Origin of the sequence: Streptomyces sp. NPDC059851 (assembly GCF_042732005.1) — a bacterium.
Classification (GTDB): domain Bacteria; phylum Actinomycetota; class Actinomycetes; order Streptomycetales; family Streptomycetaceae; genus Streptomyces.
On the sequence record NZ_JBHWJJ010000006.1, the window covers coordinates 12,513 to 26,453 of the forward strand.

Annotated in this window: 13 protein-coding genes and 1 pseudogene; 7 read left to right on the forward strand and 7 right to left on the reverse strand. The window is 70.9% G+C overall.

Features of this window, described 5'->3' with window-relative positions:
• Positions 1–220: 220 nt before the first annotated feature.
• The 3 genes from ACFV7Q_RS02925 to xseA form a co-directional block, all read right to left on the reverse strand.
• Positions 221–811, reverse strand: coding sequence for a malonic semialdehyde reductase (locus ACFV7Q_RS02925; RefSeq protein WP_385422907.1), 591 nt, complete (start codon positions 809–811; stop codon positions 221–223).
• 97 nt (positions 812–908) lie between these two features.
• Positions 909–1,145, reverse strand: coding sequence for an exodeoxyribonuclease VII small subunit (locus ACFV7Q_RS02930; protein WP_385422909.1), 237 nt, complete (start codon positions 1,143–1,145; stop codon positions 909–911).
• 94 nt (positions 1,146–1,239) lie between these two features.
• Positions 1,240–2,478, reverse strand: coding sequence for an exodeoxyribonuclease VII large subunit (gene xseA, locus ACFV7Q_RS02935; RefSeq protein ID WP_385422911.1), 1,239 nt, complete (start codon positions 2,476–2,478; stop codon positions 1,240–1,242).
• 232 nt (positions 2,479–2,710) lie between these two features.
• Between xseA and ACFV7Q_RS02940 the strand changes: the two genes are divergently transcribed.
• A complete protein-coding gene (locus tag ACFV7Q_RS02940; RefSeq protein WP_385422912.1) occupies positions 2,711–3,718 on the forward strand; it encodes a 4-hydroxy-3-methylbut-2-enyl diphosphate reductase in 1,008 nt (335 codons plus the stop codon).
• A 21-nt stretch (positions 3,719–3,739) separates the two neighbouring features.
• Entirely contained in the window at positions 3,740–4,513 is a 774-nt protein-coding gene (gene ppgK / locus ACFV7Q_RS02945) for a polyphosphate--glucose phosphotransferase (protein WP_385422914.1), read from the forward strand.
• A gap of 66 nt (positions 4,514–4,579) precedes the next feature.
• On the opposite strand, the gene ACFV7Q_RS02950 is transcribed toward ppgK, so the two are convergent.
• Entirely contained in the window at positions 4,580–5,032 is a 453-nt protein-coding gene (locus tag ACFV7Q_RS02950; protein WP_385423065.1) for a DUF6542 domain-containing protein, read from the reverse strand.
• A 204-nt stretch (positions 5,033–5,236) separates the two neighbouring features.
• On the opposite strand from ACFV7Q_RS02950, the gene ychF reads away from it, so the two are divergent.
• Complete coding sequence (gene ychF / locus ACFV7Q_RS02955) at positions 5,237–6,325, forward strand: redox-regulated ATPase YchF (RefSeq protein WP_385422916.1); 1,089 nt, start codon at positions 5,237–5,239, stop codon at positions 6,323–6,325.
• Positions 6,326–6,433: 108 nt separating this feature from the next.
• Here the strand turns inward: ychF and ACFV7Q_RS02960 are convergent, their stop codons facing one another.
• Positions 6,434–7,552 (reverse strand): tyrosine-type recombinase/integrase, encoded by a 1,119-nt coding sequence (locus tag ACFV7Q_RS02960; RefSeq protein ID WP_385422918.1) that lies wholly within the window; start codon positions 7,550–7,552, stop codon positions 6,434–6,436.
• Between the two features lie 24 nt (positions 7,553–7,576).
• Positions 7,577–8,077 (reverse strand): helix-turn-helix transcriptional regulator, encoded by a 501-nt coding sequence (locus tag ACFV7Q_RS02965; protein ID WP_385422920.1) that lies wholly within the window; start codon positions 8,075–8,077, stop codon positions 7,577–7,579.
• A 120-nt stretch (positions 8,078–8,197) separates the two neighbouring features.
• Between ACFV7Q_RS02965 and ACFV7Q_RS02970 the strand changes: the two genes are divergently transcribed.
• The 4 genes and pseudogenes from ACFV7Q_RS02970 (at position 8,198) to ACFV7Q_RS02985 (ending at position 12,767) form a co-directional block, all read left to right on the forward strand.
• Positions 8,198–8,392, forward strand: a complete 195-nt coding sequence (locus ACFV7Q_RS02970; protein WP_385422922.1) for a helix-turn-helix transcriptional regulator — start codon at positions 8,198–8,200, stop codon at positions 8,390–8,392.
• A 517-nt stretch (positions 8,393–8,909) separates the two neighbouring features.
• Positions 8,910–10,190 (forward strand): DUF3631 domain-containing protein, encoded by a 1,281-nt coding sequence (locus ACFV7Q_RS02975; RefSeq protein WP_385422924.1) that lies wholly within the window; start codon positions 8,910–8,912, stop codon positions 10,188–10,190.
• A 315-nt stretch (positions 10,191–10,505) separates the two neighbouring features.
• Positions 10,506–11,080, forward strand: a pseudogene (locus ACFV7Q_RS02980) (hypothetical protein).
• A complete protein-coding gene (locus ACFV7Q_RS02985) occupies positions 11,070–12,767 on the forward strand; it encodes a relaxase/mobilization nuclease domain-containing protein (protein ID WP_385422926.1) in 1,698 nt (565 codons plus the stop codon). Before ACFV7Q_RS02980 ends, ACFV7Q_RS02985 begins: the two are co-directional and overlap by 11 nt.
• A 142-nt stretch (positions 12,768–12,909) precedes the next feature.
• Here ACFV7Q_RS02985 and ACFV7Q_RS02990 read toward each other — a convergent pair whose 3' ends face one another.
• Positions 12,910–13,926 (reverse strand): abortive infection family protein, encoded by a 1,017-nt coding sequence (locus ACFV7Q_RS02990; RefSeq protein WP_240122187.1) that lies wholly within the window; start codon positions 13,924–13,926, stop codon positions 12,910–12,912.
• Positions 13,927–13,941 lie beyond the last annotated feature (15 nt).

Sequence of the window (13,941 nt, forward strand, 5' to 3'; positions counted from 1 at the left end):
TCTTTATGCAACTGGTCCGGGGGCGTTTCCCGCCGGGCGGCCTCGCCCACACCCCCTCGGGCCGGCTCCGATGCGGCCCCCCCCCCCCCCCCCCGCGCACCCTGCTCGACGTGCTGGGGCGCCCCCCCGCCGCCCCCCGCGACCACCTCGGCAGGTTACCCGGCCGGGGCCCCCCGCACCCCGGGGCCCCACGGCCTTTCGCGTGGGGCGTGTGCGCGACTCAGACGGTGGTGATGACCTCGTCGGCGCTCAGGCGCGGCCCGCGGGGGTGCGGCACCTCACCCTCGGCCTTGCCGATGTTGACGACCATCAGCGGGGTGTGGTCGTCGTCCAGGAACTCCTTCTGGATGCCGGCGTAGTCGAAGCCGCCCATCGGGCCGGCGGCCAGGCCCGCGGCACGGACGCCCACGATGAAGTAGGCGGCCTGCATCGCGGAGTTCATCAGCGCGGCCCGCTCGCGGACGGGGCGCTCGCTGAAGAAGGCGTCCTTGGCCTGCGGGAAGTGCGGCAGCAGGGTGGGCAGCTCCTCGTGGAACTCGTTGTCGGCGGAGAGGATCGCCACCAGCGGTGCGGCGGCGGTCTTGGCCTGGTTGCCCTCGTCCATCAGTTCCACCAGGCGGCGGCGGGCCTCGGGGGAGCGGACCAGGGTCACGCGCAGCGGCGTCGAGTTGAAGGCGGTCGGGCCGAACTTGACCAGCTCGTAGATCGCCTGCACCTGCTCCTCGGTCACCTGCTCGTCCGAGAACGCGCTGGTGGTGCGGGCCTCGCGGAACAGCAGGTCCTGGGCGGCGGTGTCGAGAACGAGGGACATCGGAAAGCCTTCTTCCATGCGGGGGTGGAGCGTCGCCACCGACTCTACGGCCAAATTAGTAGAACTTTCAACCAAATCTGGCCGGGAGTGGCGTGGATCACGCCCCCCGCTCCTCCTGTCCCCCGGCCGCCGCCTCGCGGGCCGCGAGCGCCGAGTCCAGGCGGGCGCGGGCGCCCTCCAGCCAATGACGGCAGACCTTCGCGAGCTCCTCGCCCCGCTCCCAGAGCGCGAGCGACTCCTCCAGGGAGGTGCCGCCCGCCTCCAGCTTCCGGACGACCTCGATGAGCTCGTCGCGGGCCTGCTCGTACCCCAACGAGGTATCGGTTTCCGTCATTCCTGTACCGCCTCCGGTGTCGTGCCCGCCAGCACGGCGGGAGAATGTGTCATGTCCGCCCCCGAGATCGCTCGGGAGCCCGCGCCCCCGAACGTCACTGCGAGCCGGACTCCGAGCGCTCCGAGCGCTCCGAGACCCGTACGCAGAACTCGCCCTCGGCCACCCGGGCCCGCAGCACCTCGTCCGCAGCGACCTCATCCGGCGAGCGCACCACGTGCCCGTCCGCGCGCTGCAGGACCGCGTACCCCCGCTCCAGCGTCGCCGCGGGCGACAGCGCGACCACCCGGGCCAAGGTGTGCGCGAGCTCCGAGTCCGCCCGGTCCAACAGGTGCCCCACCGTGCGCCGGCTGCGCCCGAGCAGGGCCTCCAGCTCGTCCTCACGGGTCTCCACCATCCGCTGCGGATGGATGAACACCGGCCGGGCCAGCGCGTGCGCGAGCCCCCGCTCCTCCCGGTCGAGCAGGGCGCGCACCGCGCGCAGCCCCCGCTCCTGGAACTGGCGCACCCGCTCCAGCTCCTCCCCGACGTCCGGGACCACCTTCTTCGCCGCGTCCGTCGGGGTGGAGGCGCGCAGGTCCGCTACCAGGTCCAGCAGCGGCGAGTCCGGCTCGTGCCCGATCGCCGAGACCACCGGCGTCCGGGCCGCCGCGACCGCCCGGACGACCTCCTCGTCGGAGAACGGCAGCAGGTCCTCCACGCTGCCGCCGCCGCGCGCCACGACGATCACGTCGACCTCGTCGAGGGCGTCGAGCTCCTTGACCGCCTGGATCACCTGGGGCACCGCATGGACCCCCTGCACGGCCACGTTGCGCACCTCGAACCGGACCGCCGGCCAGCGGCGCCGGGCGTTCTCCAGCACGTCGCGCTCGGCCGCCGACGCCCGCCCCACCACCAACCCGATCAGCTGCGGCAGGAAGGGCAGCGGCTTCTTCCGGTCCAGCGCGAACAGCCCCTCGGCGGCCAGCGAGCGCTTGAGCCGCTCCAGCCGGGCGAGCAGCTCGCCGATGCCGACGGGCCGTATCTCGGTGGCCCGCAGCGACAGCTGGCCGCGCGGCGCGTACCACTCGGGCTTGGCCAGCACGACCACCCGCGAGCCCTCCGTGACCGCGTCCGCGACCTCCTCGTAGACCTGCCGGAAGCAGGTCACGCTCAGCGAGACGTCGTGCGAGGGGTCGCGCAGCGTCAGGAAGACCACCCCCGCCCCCGGCCGTCGCGAGAGCTGCGTGATCTGCCCCTCCACCCAGACCTGGCCGAGCCTGTCGATCCAGCCCCCGATGAGCCGGGACACCTGACCGACCGGCAGCGGCGCGTCGGCCGACGTATTCAGACCCATGCAGGCAGGCTAGCCGCCGGGACCGACAGCGTCTGCGGGGCCGCCCCGATCACGACCACCCCGCCGGCCTCCCGCCCGCCCGCCCCGCCGGCCTCCCGCACGCCCGTCCCGCCGGCCTCCCGCGCCCGCCCCGCGACCGCCCCCTGCGGGGGACACCCGGAACGGACCGCACGACACGGCCCCGGCGGCCGGGCCGAACGTCGGCGTACGGCCCGACCGGGACCCCCGTACGATGGACCGCATGAGTGCTGCCGCCGCCCCTGCTCCCGCTTCCCGCCGCGTCCTGCTCGCCGCTCCCCGCGGCTACTGCGCGGGCGTCGACCGAGCCGTGATCGCTGTCGAGAAGGCCCTCGAGCAGTACGGTGCGCCGGTCTACGTCCGGCACGAGATCGTGCACAACAAGTACGTCGTCCAGACGCTGCAGAAGAAGGGCGCCGTCTTCGTCGAGAAGACGGAGGAGGTCCCCCCGGGCAGCATCGTCATGTTCTCCGCCCACGGCGTCGCCCCGGTCGTGCACGAGGAGGCGGCACGCGGCCGGCTCGCGACGATCGACGCGACCTGCCCGCTGGTCACCAAGGTCCACAAGGAGGCCATCCGGTACGCGAAGGAGGACTTCGACATCCTCCTCATCGGCCACGAGGGCCACGAGGAGGTCATCGGCACCTCCGGCGAGGCCCCGGACCACATCACGATCGTGGACGGCCCGGACGACGTCGACAAGGTCACCGTCCGCGACGAGTCCAAGGTCGTCTGGCTCTCGCAGACCACCCTGTCGGTGGACGAGACCATGGAGACCGTCGACGCGCTCAAGACGAAGTTCCCGCTGCTCGTCTCCCCGCCCAGCGACGACATCTGCTACGCCACCTCCAACCGGCAGGCGGCCGTCAAGGCGATGGGTGCCGACGCGGACCTGGTCATCGTCGTCGGCTCCAAGAACTCCTCCAACTCGATCCGCCTGGTCGAGGTCGCGCTCGACGCGGGCGCGCGCGCCGCGCACCTCGTCGACTTCGCGAGCGAGATCGACGAGGCCTGGCTGGACGGGGTCACCACCGTCGGCCTGACCTCGGGCGCCTCGGTGCCGGAGGTGCTCGTCGAGCAGGTGCTGGAGTGGCTCGCCGAGCGCGGCTTCGCGGACGTGGAGATCGTCAAGACGGCGGAGGAGTCCATCACCTTCTCCCTGCCGAAGGAGCTGCGCCGCGACCTGCGCGCGGAAGCCGCCGCACTGGTCGCCGACGAGTAGCCGTTTCCGTACGGTGGGTCCATGCAGATCTTCGGCGTGGACATCGGCGGTACCGGGATCAAGGGCGCGCCCGTGGACCTGGACCGCGGCGGCCTGGCACAGGAGCGCCACAAGGTACTGACACCCCAGCCCGCCACCCCCGAGGAGGTGGCGGGCAGTGTCGTCGAGGTGGTCCGCCACTTCGACTGGGACGGCCCCGTCGGGGTGACGTTCCCGGGCGTCGTGACCGGCGGCATCACCCGGACGGCGGCCAACATGGACCCGTCGTGGATCGGCGTCGACACCGCCGGCCTGCTCGCGCAGCGGCTGGACGGCCGCCCGGTCACCGTCCTCAACGACGCCGACGCCGCCGGGGTCGCCGAGATGACGTACGGGGCCGGCCGCGGCCGCGGCGGCACCGTCATCCTGCTGACGCTGGGCACCGGCATCGGCAGCGCCGTGTTCACGGACGGGCGGCTGGTCCCGAACTCGGAGCTCGGGCACCTGGAGCTGAAGGGCCACGACGCGGAGAAGCGGGCGTCGGTCCGGGCCAAGGAGGAGGAGGACCTCACCTGGGAGCGCTGGGCCCGCCGGCTCCAGAGGTACCTCGCGCACGTGGAGATGCTGTTCTCGCCTGACCTGTTCATCCTCGGCGGCGGCGTCAGCCGCAAACCGGAGAAGTTCCTGCCGCTGATCGACGGCATCCGGGCGGAGATCGTCCCGGCGGAGCTCCAGAACAACGCGGGCATCGTGGGCGCGGCGATGGCGGCCGCCCGGGGAGCGGCCCCGGGGGTGGTCCCGGAGGTGGTCCCGTAGTCGGTTCCGGGGGCGGTCCCCGAGGTGGCTCCGGGGGCGGCGGGCCGCAAGGGCTAGGAAGGGCGACTACGAGGACGAGGAAGCCCGGCGGGGGAGGCGCCGCCGCCCGATCAGCACGGCCTTCCGCACGACGGCGATCAGCGCCGCCAACAGGGTCCCCCCGTACAGCCAGCCGGCGTGCAGCGACAGGGCCGACACCAGGCCCATGACCTGCGCGCCGAAACCGCCGGAATCGCCGGAGATCGGCCAGACCCCGACGGCGAAGGCGATCGGCACCGCGATCGGCGCGGTGACCAGGGCCGCGGGCCGCACCCACAGCGCGGTCGCGGCCGCGACCGGCACGAACAGCAGCCCGTACGCGAACAGCGAACCGTCGAACAGCAGCCAGACGAGCCCGGCGACGATAGTCATGGACACGCACGCGAACAGTCCCGCGCCGAGCCCCGTCAGCCGCGGCCGCGGCAGCCTGCGCCCGGCGGCGGGCCGGGGCCGCCGCCCCGCGCCGCCCTGGGCGGGCACACCGCCGGGGCGCCGGGGCTGCTGCCGCTGCGGGTGGTGAGGGGCCGAACGCGTCCTGTAGTGCTCCACCCCCCAAAACTAGGCGGGCGTGGTGCGCGATCGACGTGGGGACACGCGTACAACACCGACCCGCTCATCGGAAAGTAAACTGTCCGGTGGCCCGCTCCCGGGCCGCCGCCCCTCCAGCTACGGGAAGTCGCCAACGTGTCGCTCACGATCGGAATCGTCGGCCTGCCGAATGTCGGCAAGTCGACCCTGTTCAACGCCCTGACCAAGAACGACGTACTGGCGGCCAACTACCCGTTCGCCACCATCGAGCCCAACGTGGGTGTCGTCGGCGTCCCGGACGAGCGCCTGTCCAAGCTCGCCGAGGTCTTCAACTCGCAGCGGATCCTGCCCGCGACCGTCGACTTCGTCGACATCGCCGGCATCGTGCGCGGTGCGAGCGAGGGCGAGGGCCTGGGCAACAAGTTCCTCGCGAACATCCGCGAGTCGGACGCCATCTGCCAGGTCATCCGCGCCTTCAAGGACGAGAACGTCGTCCACGTCGACGGCAAGGTCTCGCCCAAGGACGACATCGAGACGATCAACACCGAGCTGATCCTCGCCGACCTGCAGACCATCGAGAAGGTCCTGCCGCGCCTGGCCAAGGAAGCCCGCATCAAGAAGGACGTGGCCCCGAAGGTCGCGGCCGTCGAGGCGGCCAAGGAGATCCTGGAGAAGGGCGAGACCCTGTTCTCCCAGGGCATCCTCCAGGGCTCCGAGAAGGCCGAGCTCCTGCACGACCTGCACCTCCTCACCACGAAGCCGTTCCTCTACGTCTTCAACGTCGACGAGGACGAGCTGACGGACGACGCCTTCAAGGCGGAGCAGCGCGCCCTGGTCGCCCCCGCCGAGGCGATCTTCCTGAACGCCAAGCTGGAGGCGGACCTCGCCGAGCTCGACGAGGCGGACGCCATGGAGCTCCTGCAGTCCGTCGGCGCCGAGGAGCCCGGTCTGGCCACCCTGGCCCGCGTCGGCTTCGACACCCTGGGCCTCCAGACCTACCTGACGGCCGGCCCGAAGGAAGCCCGCGCCTGGACCATCAAGAAGGGCGCCACGGCCCCCGAGGCGGCCGGTGTCATCCACACCGACTTCCAGAAGGGCTTCATCAAGGCCGAGGTCATCCACTTCGCCGACCTCATCGACTGCGGTTCGGTCGCCGAGGCCCGCGCCGCCGGCAAGGCCCGCATGGAGGGCAAGGACTACGTCATGCAGGACGGCGACGTCGTCGAGTTCCGCTTCAACGTCTAATACGTTCGGCGAAAGGCCGTCTGACCTGCGGCGGAGCGGGTTGGGCGGCCTTTGCGGTCCGCACAGAGTCCGCAGCGTGCTGACTTCGGTCAGCGCGCGGGGGAGCGGCTACGCCGCTTCGTCGACCTGCGGCTGGGCATCGGCGGACCGGTCCGCGTACGCCTTGTCGACGGCGGCCCGGGTCCGCTCCTCGGAGTCGGGCCACAGGTGGGTGTAGATGTTCAGCGTCATGGCCGCGTTGGTGTGGCCGAGGCGCTCGGAGACCGTCTTCACGGATTCGCCGTGCTTGATCAGCAGGCTGGCGTAGTGGTGCCGGAGGGCGTGAGGTCCGGTGCCCTTCGCTATGCCGGCCTTCGCGCAGGCGGGCCGCCAGGACCCATCCATGAAGTGCGTGTAGACCACGGGTCCGCCTTGCGGTGCCGTGAAGATCCAGCCTTCGGGCCCATCGGCGGGGAAGTCCCGCAGGTGGGCCTTCATCGCATCCACCGCCATGCGGGGGAGCGGGACCGTGCGGTGCGAGCGAGCGGTCTTGGGCGGGCAGACGTACACGCCGTGCTTGGCGGTCTGCTGGATCTGCTGCTCCACCGAGACGGTCGCGTGCAGCAGGTCCATGTGCCGGAGCTGGAGACCGAACAGCTCGCCGGGGCGGAGCCCGGTGGCCGCGCCGAGCAGCACGAGGCCCTTGTAGCGGGCGGGTATCTCCTCGGACAGCGTCCGTACCTGCTCGACGGCCAGCGGCACGACCTTCTTCCGGGGCACCGAGGGCAGCTTCGCCTCGGCGCACGGGTTGTGAGGGATCATCCGGTCACGGACGGCCGCCCGGAAGACGGCGTTGACCGTGTTGAAGACCGTCCGTGAGGTGCTGGCGGCCAGCCCGTGCGTGGTGGTCAGGCTGGTGACCCAGCTCTGCACATCGCCGGGCTTGATGGCGCCGAGCGCCCGCTTCTCCCAGGCCGGATAGACGTAGCAGCGCAGGTGCTGGGCCACCGCCTTGGCCGTGGAAGGCCGGTGTGGCTGGATGGCCCGCCATTCCTCCGCGTACTCCTTGAAGGGCTTCTTCGCCGACCGCGGGTCGACGTACTGGCCGGTGACCATGCTGGCCGTGACCTCGTCGATCCACCGCTGGGCGTCGATCTTGCGGTCGAAGTGGCGAGCGTGCTCCCTGCCGTCGAGGTCGCGGTAGCGGGCCCGCCATTTGCCGTTGGGGCGCTTCTGGATGTTGGCCAAGTGGCCTCTCCTTCGTGTCGGTTGTCAGTAGTGGCCGCCGTCCTCGATGTCGCTGCTGAGCGTGCGAGCGTCCCGCTCGTCGCCCATGAGGCGGAGGCACTGCTCGTGGATGGCCCGCGAGCTGTCGGGGTGGGCCTTGATGTGGTCGGCGATGGCGACCACGGCGTGGTGGAGGCGGTCGCGTGCGTCGCGGGTCTCGTAGAACGCCTCGACGGCCTCCTGGACAAGGCGTCGGCTGGCGATGTCGAGCCCCTCCAGGGGCGGGGACATCAGCCCTTCGAGGGGGAGCTCGAAGACGCGTGAGAAGGCGAGGGCCTCGTCGAGGTTGATGCGCCGGCGAGGGGTGCCGTTCTCGATGCGCCAGACCGCCGTCTGGTTCATCTTGACGCCGGCTCTGGTCACCCGCTCCGCCAGCTCGGTCGTGCTCCACCCTCTGACCTCGCGCTCCAGCGCCACGCGCGCGGCCACGTTCCCTTCGCTGTAGAGCAGCGGCACCTCGCCGCCCTCGGGCCTGTCGCCTGCCATCGAACCTCCATCGTCCCGTCGCTATCCCAATTGAAACATGAGCTTCCCGATTTGGTTAACCGGCGATCGCGGGGTACAACTCTATGCAGATCGAATCGCCATCTAGCCGAATGGGAATGCATGCGATACCTGACCACCACCGAGGTCGCCGAGCGCTACCGCACAGCCGAGAGCACCGTCCGCTACTGGCGCCACATCGGGAAGGGGCCGCGCGGCATCAAGGTCGGCAAGCGGGTGCTGTACCCCGAGGCCGAGCTGCTGCGCTACGAGCGCACGCTGATCGACGGCCAGGAGGAATGGGGCCTGGCCTCATGAGCCACCGGCAGGCCCAGACACAGCAACGGCCCCCGGCGCGCCAACGCCGAGGGCCGGAGATTCCCCTGCAAGTCGCCCATCCCTGAACGAACGAACCGGTGGGGAGCGGGACCTTGCCCGTCCCGTCCCTCACCTGAGAGGAACGTCTATGGAGGACTCTACGTCCCCCGCCACCTCGAAGGCGTCCGAGGTTGTCTGGCCCACACCCGCGGTCCCTGGCCAGGGCATCCCGTGGCTCGGTCCGGACCGAGCGGACGGCCGGTCCGCCCTTCCGGGGACCGGCGATCGACCGGACCGTGCCGCTGGTCCGGGCGGTCCGGGACCGGACCGACCCGCGACCGAAACCCGGACCGGAGTTCCGGTCAACCCGGACCAGGAACCCGGACCGACGGAGAAAGCGCAGCTCAGCGGCCTGACCGACCGGACCGGGAACCCGGACCATGGACCCGGTCCGGAAGCCACGAACCGGGCGGAGAGTTCCGGTCAGTCGGCCGGCGAACCCGGACCGTCGATCCCGGTGGACCACGGTGATCCAGGGACGGCCCCCGAACCCGGACCGGGAACTGGGGACCGCGAGAGTGCCAGCCCCAAGGCGGACCGGGACCAGGACGGGACCGCCGTACTGGACGAGCTGCGCGTCGCGATCGGCCGGTACGTCCTACTGCCGAGCGAGGAGGCCCTGACCGCGGTCACCTTGTGGGTGGCGGCCTCCCACATCCAGCCCGCCCTCCAGCACGCGCCGCGCCTGGCGGTGGTGGGGCCGACCAAGGGCTGCGGCAAGTCGCGCGTCCTGGACGTGCTCCACGAGACCGTGTCCCGGCCGATGATGACGGTGAACACCTCGCCGGCGGTGGTCTTCCGGATCATCGGCGAGGACCCGCCGACGCTCCTGGTGGACGAGGCCGACACCATCTTCGGCCCGAAGGCCGGCGACAAGGAGGACCTCCGGGGTCTGCTGAACGCCGGACACCAGCGCAACCGCCCGGCCTGGCGGATCTCCGGCCCGGAGCACAAGCCGACCGCGTTCCCGACTTTCGCGATGGCCGCGCTGGCAGGCATCGGCGACCTGCCGGACACGATCATGGACCGCGCCGTCGTGCTCCGCATGCAGAAGCGCAAGCCCGGCGAGAAGGTCGCTCCCTTCCGCTCCCGGCACTCCGTCCCGGAACTGAACGCGCTGCGCGACCGGCTGGCCGCGTGGCTGACCCCGCTGCGCGGGGCAGCGCACCGGCTGGTGCCACCGATGCCGGTCGAAGACCGGGCCGCGGACACCTGGGAGCCCCTGGTCATCGTCGCCGACCTGGCCGGCGGCCACTGGCCCGCGCAGGCCCGCGCGGCCTGCCTGGCGATGACCAGGAACGAGGTGGTCCAGGACGAGCAGACGACGCTGAAGACCCGGTTGCTCCGGGACGTCCGACGAGTCTTCGAGCAACAGGGCGACAAGGAGGCGCTGCGCAGCCACGACCTGCTCGCCGCCCTCCTTCAGGACGCCGAGGCACCCTGGGCCGAGTACGGCACCAAGGGCCTGAACGCCTACCACCTGGCCAACCTGCTGCGCGACTTCGGCATCAGCCCGGCCAACCACCGCTTCGAGAACGGCAGGCAGGCGAAGGCGTACGCCCGCAACCAGTTCCTCGACGCCTGGGCCCGCTACTGCCCCGACCCTGCCCAGTCGACCCCCGCAGCCGGCGAGACCGTGGTCGCACTTCGAGCCCAGGGCAAGCCACCGGCCCCTCCGTCGGGGACGTTGCCCATCGGCCCTCCCGGCGGGCCTGCCTGCCCCCGGCCCACTCGCTGACGCCAGCTCCGTATCAATCCGTCGCATCCGTCCCCGCGCAGGTCAGCGCGGGGACGGAGTTCCTTGCCGATACGGATCACTCCGTACCTGCGACTGCCTCCGTACCTGTCCTGACCAGCTACGGGACGGATGCAACGGACGTGACGAAGCCCCACCCCACACAACCACCGGAGCACCACCATGCCCGAAACGAGCACCGACAACGCCCCCATCCACCGCCTCAAGGGATTCTTCGGCCTGACCCGCCGATCAGCAGCAAGCTGGAGCGAACGAGCCTCTAACGAGGCTTCGTCCGCGCTTGCCCCCGCCCCGGGGGTGGCGGAGGAGAAGGCCGAGCGCCAGGGGGCGCCCGAGCCGGGGGAGGGTGCAGCCGAGACCAGCTGTCCGCCCGCACCCGACTCCGTCGCCCCTCGCGCCCAGCCGCCGGCAGATGTCCAACCGCCCGTCGAGCAGCCCTCCTGGCGGGATCTCGACGCCCCCGTCCTGCCCGCGCTGATGAACCGCAAGCGCACCGTGGAGAAGCGCGACCAGGAGAAAACCATCCGCTTCACGCGGACCGCGGTCGGCGTGATCAGCGCCGCCGCTCATCAGCGCGGTCAGAAGTTCGCCGGATTCGTCGGGGACGCGGCCTCGCCGTCGCCCTCGGCAAGGCGGGGCTGGTCGGCAGCCCGGAGGACGACCCGGTCCGCCCGCTGATCGAGGCCGTCGAGGCACACACGGTCGCGCTGAACCGCATCGGCGGCAACCTCAACCAGATCACCGCAGCCATCCACCGAGGAACGGTGCCCGAGCGCGCCGAGGCGGTGCTGGACCGCGTCGAGCAAGCAGCCGAGAGCAGCTACCGACTGATCGACCAGCTCCTGACGGAAGGCACCGCGCATGGTTCCTGACGTCTCCACCGGCTCCGACTCCCGCGGACTGATCGTCTACCTCTTCGGCCCCGGCCGCCGCGACGAACACACCGACCCTCACATCGTCGCCGCCTGGGACATGGCCGGCGCCCCCGACCCCGGCCGCGACCCCGAGGCCAGCTACACCCAGCTGGCCAAGCGCCTCGACCACCACGTCGACCTGCGCACCCGCGAGCTGGGCGGCAAGAAACCACCTCAGCACGTCTGGCACTGCCCGGTCCGCACCGCGCCCGGCGACCGCTACCTCACCGACGCCGAGTGGGCCGAGGTAGCCCGCCGCATCGTTCACGCCACTGGCATCGCCCCCGGAGGCGACGAGAAGGCATGCCGGTGGATCGCGGTGCGCCACGCCGACGACCACATCCACATCATGGCCACCACCGTCCGCGCCGACGGCCGCCGCCCGCGCACCCACCGCGACGGACAGAGGGCCCAAGCCGAGTGCCGCAAGATCGAAGCCGAGTTCGGCCTGCGCCGCCTGAAGTCCGGCGACCTCACCGCGCCCCGCACCCCCACCGGCGCCGAACGCGCCAAGGCCGAGCGCCAGGGCCAGACGGTCACGGCACGGCACTGGCTGCGCGAGCAGGCGTACGCGGTCGCCGCAGCCGTACACAACGAAGCCGACTACTTCACGGTGCTGCAGTCCCTCGGCATCAAGGTCAAGACGCGCCTCGGTCCAGAGACTGGTGACGTGATCGGTTACAGCCTCGCTGTCCCTGGCGACACCAACGCGGCCGGCGAACCCGTCTGGTACGGCGGCTCGAAACTCGCCCCCGACCTTTCTATCAACCGCCTACGCGAACGCCTCCCCGACCAGAAGGTGGCCAACCACCCGCGGTATGTGGCGGACCCCACGGACCCATGGCGGCACACCACCACCGCCATACACGCGGCACGCGCCGTCCTCGACTCTGGTGACGATGCCGCCGCCCAAGGCCACCTGGCAGCCTTCGGCGACGCCCTGTACAACATCGCCAGCGCCACGACCGGCCCACACCGGGCGGAACTACGGACGGCGGCGACAGCGTTCAACCGCGCCCGCCGCTCCGCCACCCGCGCCGACCACCAGGCCGCCACCGCCCTGCGCAAGGCCGCCAAGGAACTCGCCTACGCCTCCAACCAGCCGGGCGGACTCGCCATCGCCCTGCTCTTCGCCACCGTGCATCTGGCCCGCGCCGCCGCCAGGTGGCACGAACAGCGCGGCCACGAACAGCAGGCCGCAGCGGCCGAGGAAGCCTTCCGCCACCTCCAGGCGGGCTACCAGCAGGCCGCCGCACCCGTCCTGACGGACTTGGCCCGCCGCGCACCACGAGCCGCAACCGCCCGCCGCTTCGAGCAAGACGTTCGCGCGGCCCTCCCCGACCACGCCGACCGAATCCTTGCCGACCCCACTTGGACCGCCCTGACCACCACCCTCGCCCACGCCGAAACCGCCGGCCACAACCCCCGACGCCTACTGGCCGAGATGGGCACCCAGCGCGAGCTCGACAGCGCCGAGCACCCCGCCGAGGTCCTCAACTGGCGCATCACGGCTCAGCCGAACCGGCGGACGCAAGCCGCTCGCAGCCGAAGCGCCACCAGCGGCACCTCGGCCATGCCCGCCACGCCACACCCTCCGGCCACACCAGCGGCCACAAGGCCCGAGGAACGCAGTCGACACCGCTGACCCCGGTCAGATGCCCTTCTGCGGACGCGCATCTTCTGCCGTAGCCGGGGTGTCCCAGCTGTCCGACGGTCTGGCTGTTGCCCTGACCAGCATGAACAGCCCGGACAGCTCCACGGGGAGCTGTCCGGGCTGTCCGGACTCTCTAAACGCCAGCCGTCTCGTACCGCTCCCCAGTCGCTTTGATGCGTTCCGCGATGTTCAGCCATTCCTCTTTGGCGTCTTCCTGCTGGAAGAAGGCGTCAGCAGCATGCATTTCAGTCACTACTTGACGCCAGAGCGCTCTGAATTCCGTAGTCCACGCAGCACTCTGGAGTTTGGCCCCCAGGTCCCGCAGAACCTCGACCTGCCTCGGGTGAGGAACGAGTGTCTGTGCTGCCAGCCGGGGGCTGAGCGGGGGCATGTCGACTCGGATCTGGCCCGCAACGTCCAGGAAGAGACCTTCGGCCACTCCTTCGCGGTATCCGGCAGGCCATGCGGCATCGTCTTGACTGGTCGCGCAGGCTTCGACCCCGTCTTCCCTGACCGTGAATGTGTTCCTCGCCGAACGTTGGCCAACCGCCACCCCCAAGCGTCGTTGGTCTTCGAACGGCAGACGTGGAAGATCCGCCGCCTGAAGGCGGGTAGCGAGGTCTCCCGTGCTGAAGGTGCTGCTGTGTAGGTCGGTGACGAGTTGCTGCACGGACCCGATGATGAGGAACTGCAAGCGGCGCAGAGCCCAGCGTGTCCACAGCAGAGCCCCGTCGACGCAGGTCTCGATGACCTCATCCTCAATGGGCGGCAGCGTCGAGCGGCCATGCCCTGTGCCGTAAGAGTTCCGCAGTTCTCGGAGTTGGGCGGCAAGCTTCTTCGCGCTATTCGCCGCTTGGCGAACGGCAGCATCGGGAGACAAGCCCGGTCCAGGCTGGTACTCGATCGCACGATGAGCAAGGTTGAGAACCTTGTCGTACTCCTCGTTGCTGCCTGCGGGCTGTCCTCGCGAGTCAAGTACGACGCGAGCTGTCGCTTCGACTAGATCCTTCGCCGAACCGATGACCAGGGGCCTGTCGTTGGCACGGACCGCCCCTTGGAGGCGATCGAAACAGTCCCGGATCGCAGCCCACGCGGTTGGATCCAGGGCCTTAGGCTTGAGGATCTCCGCTTGCAGTACATGCGTGTTCATGCCCGTCATTGTCTC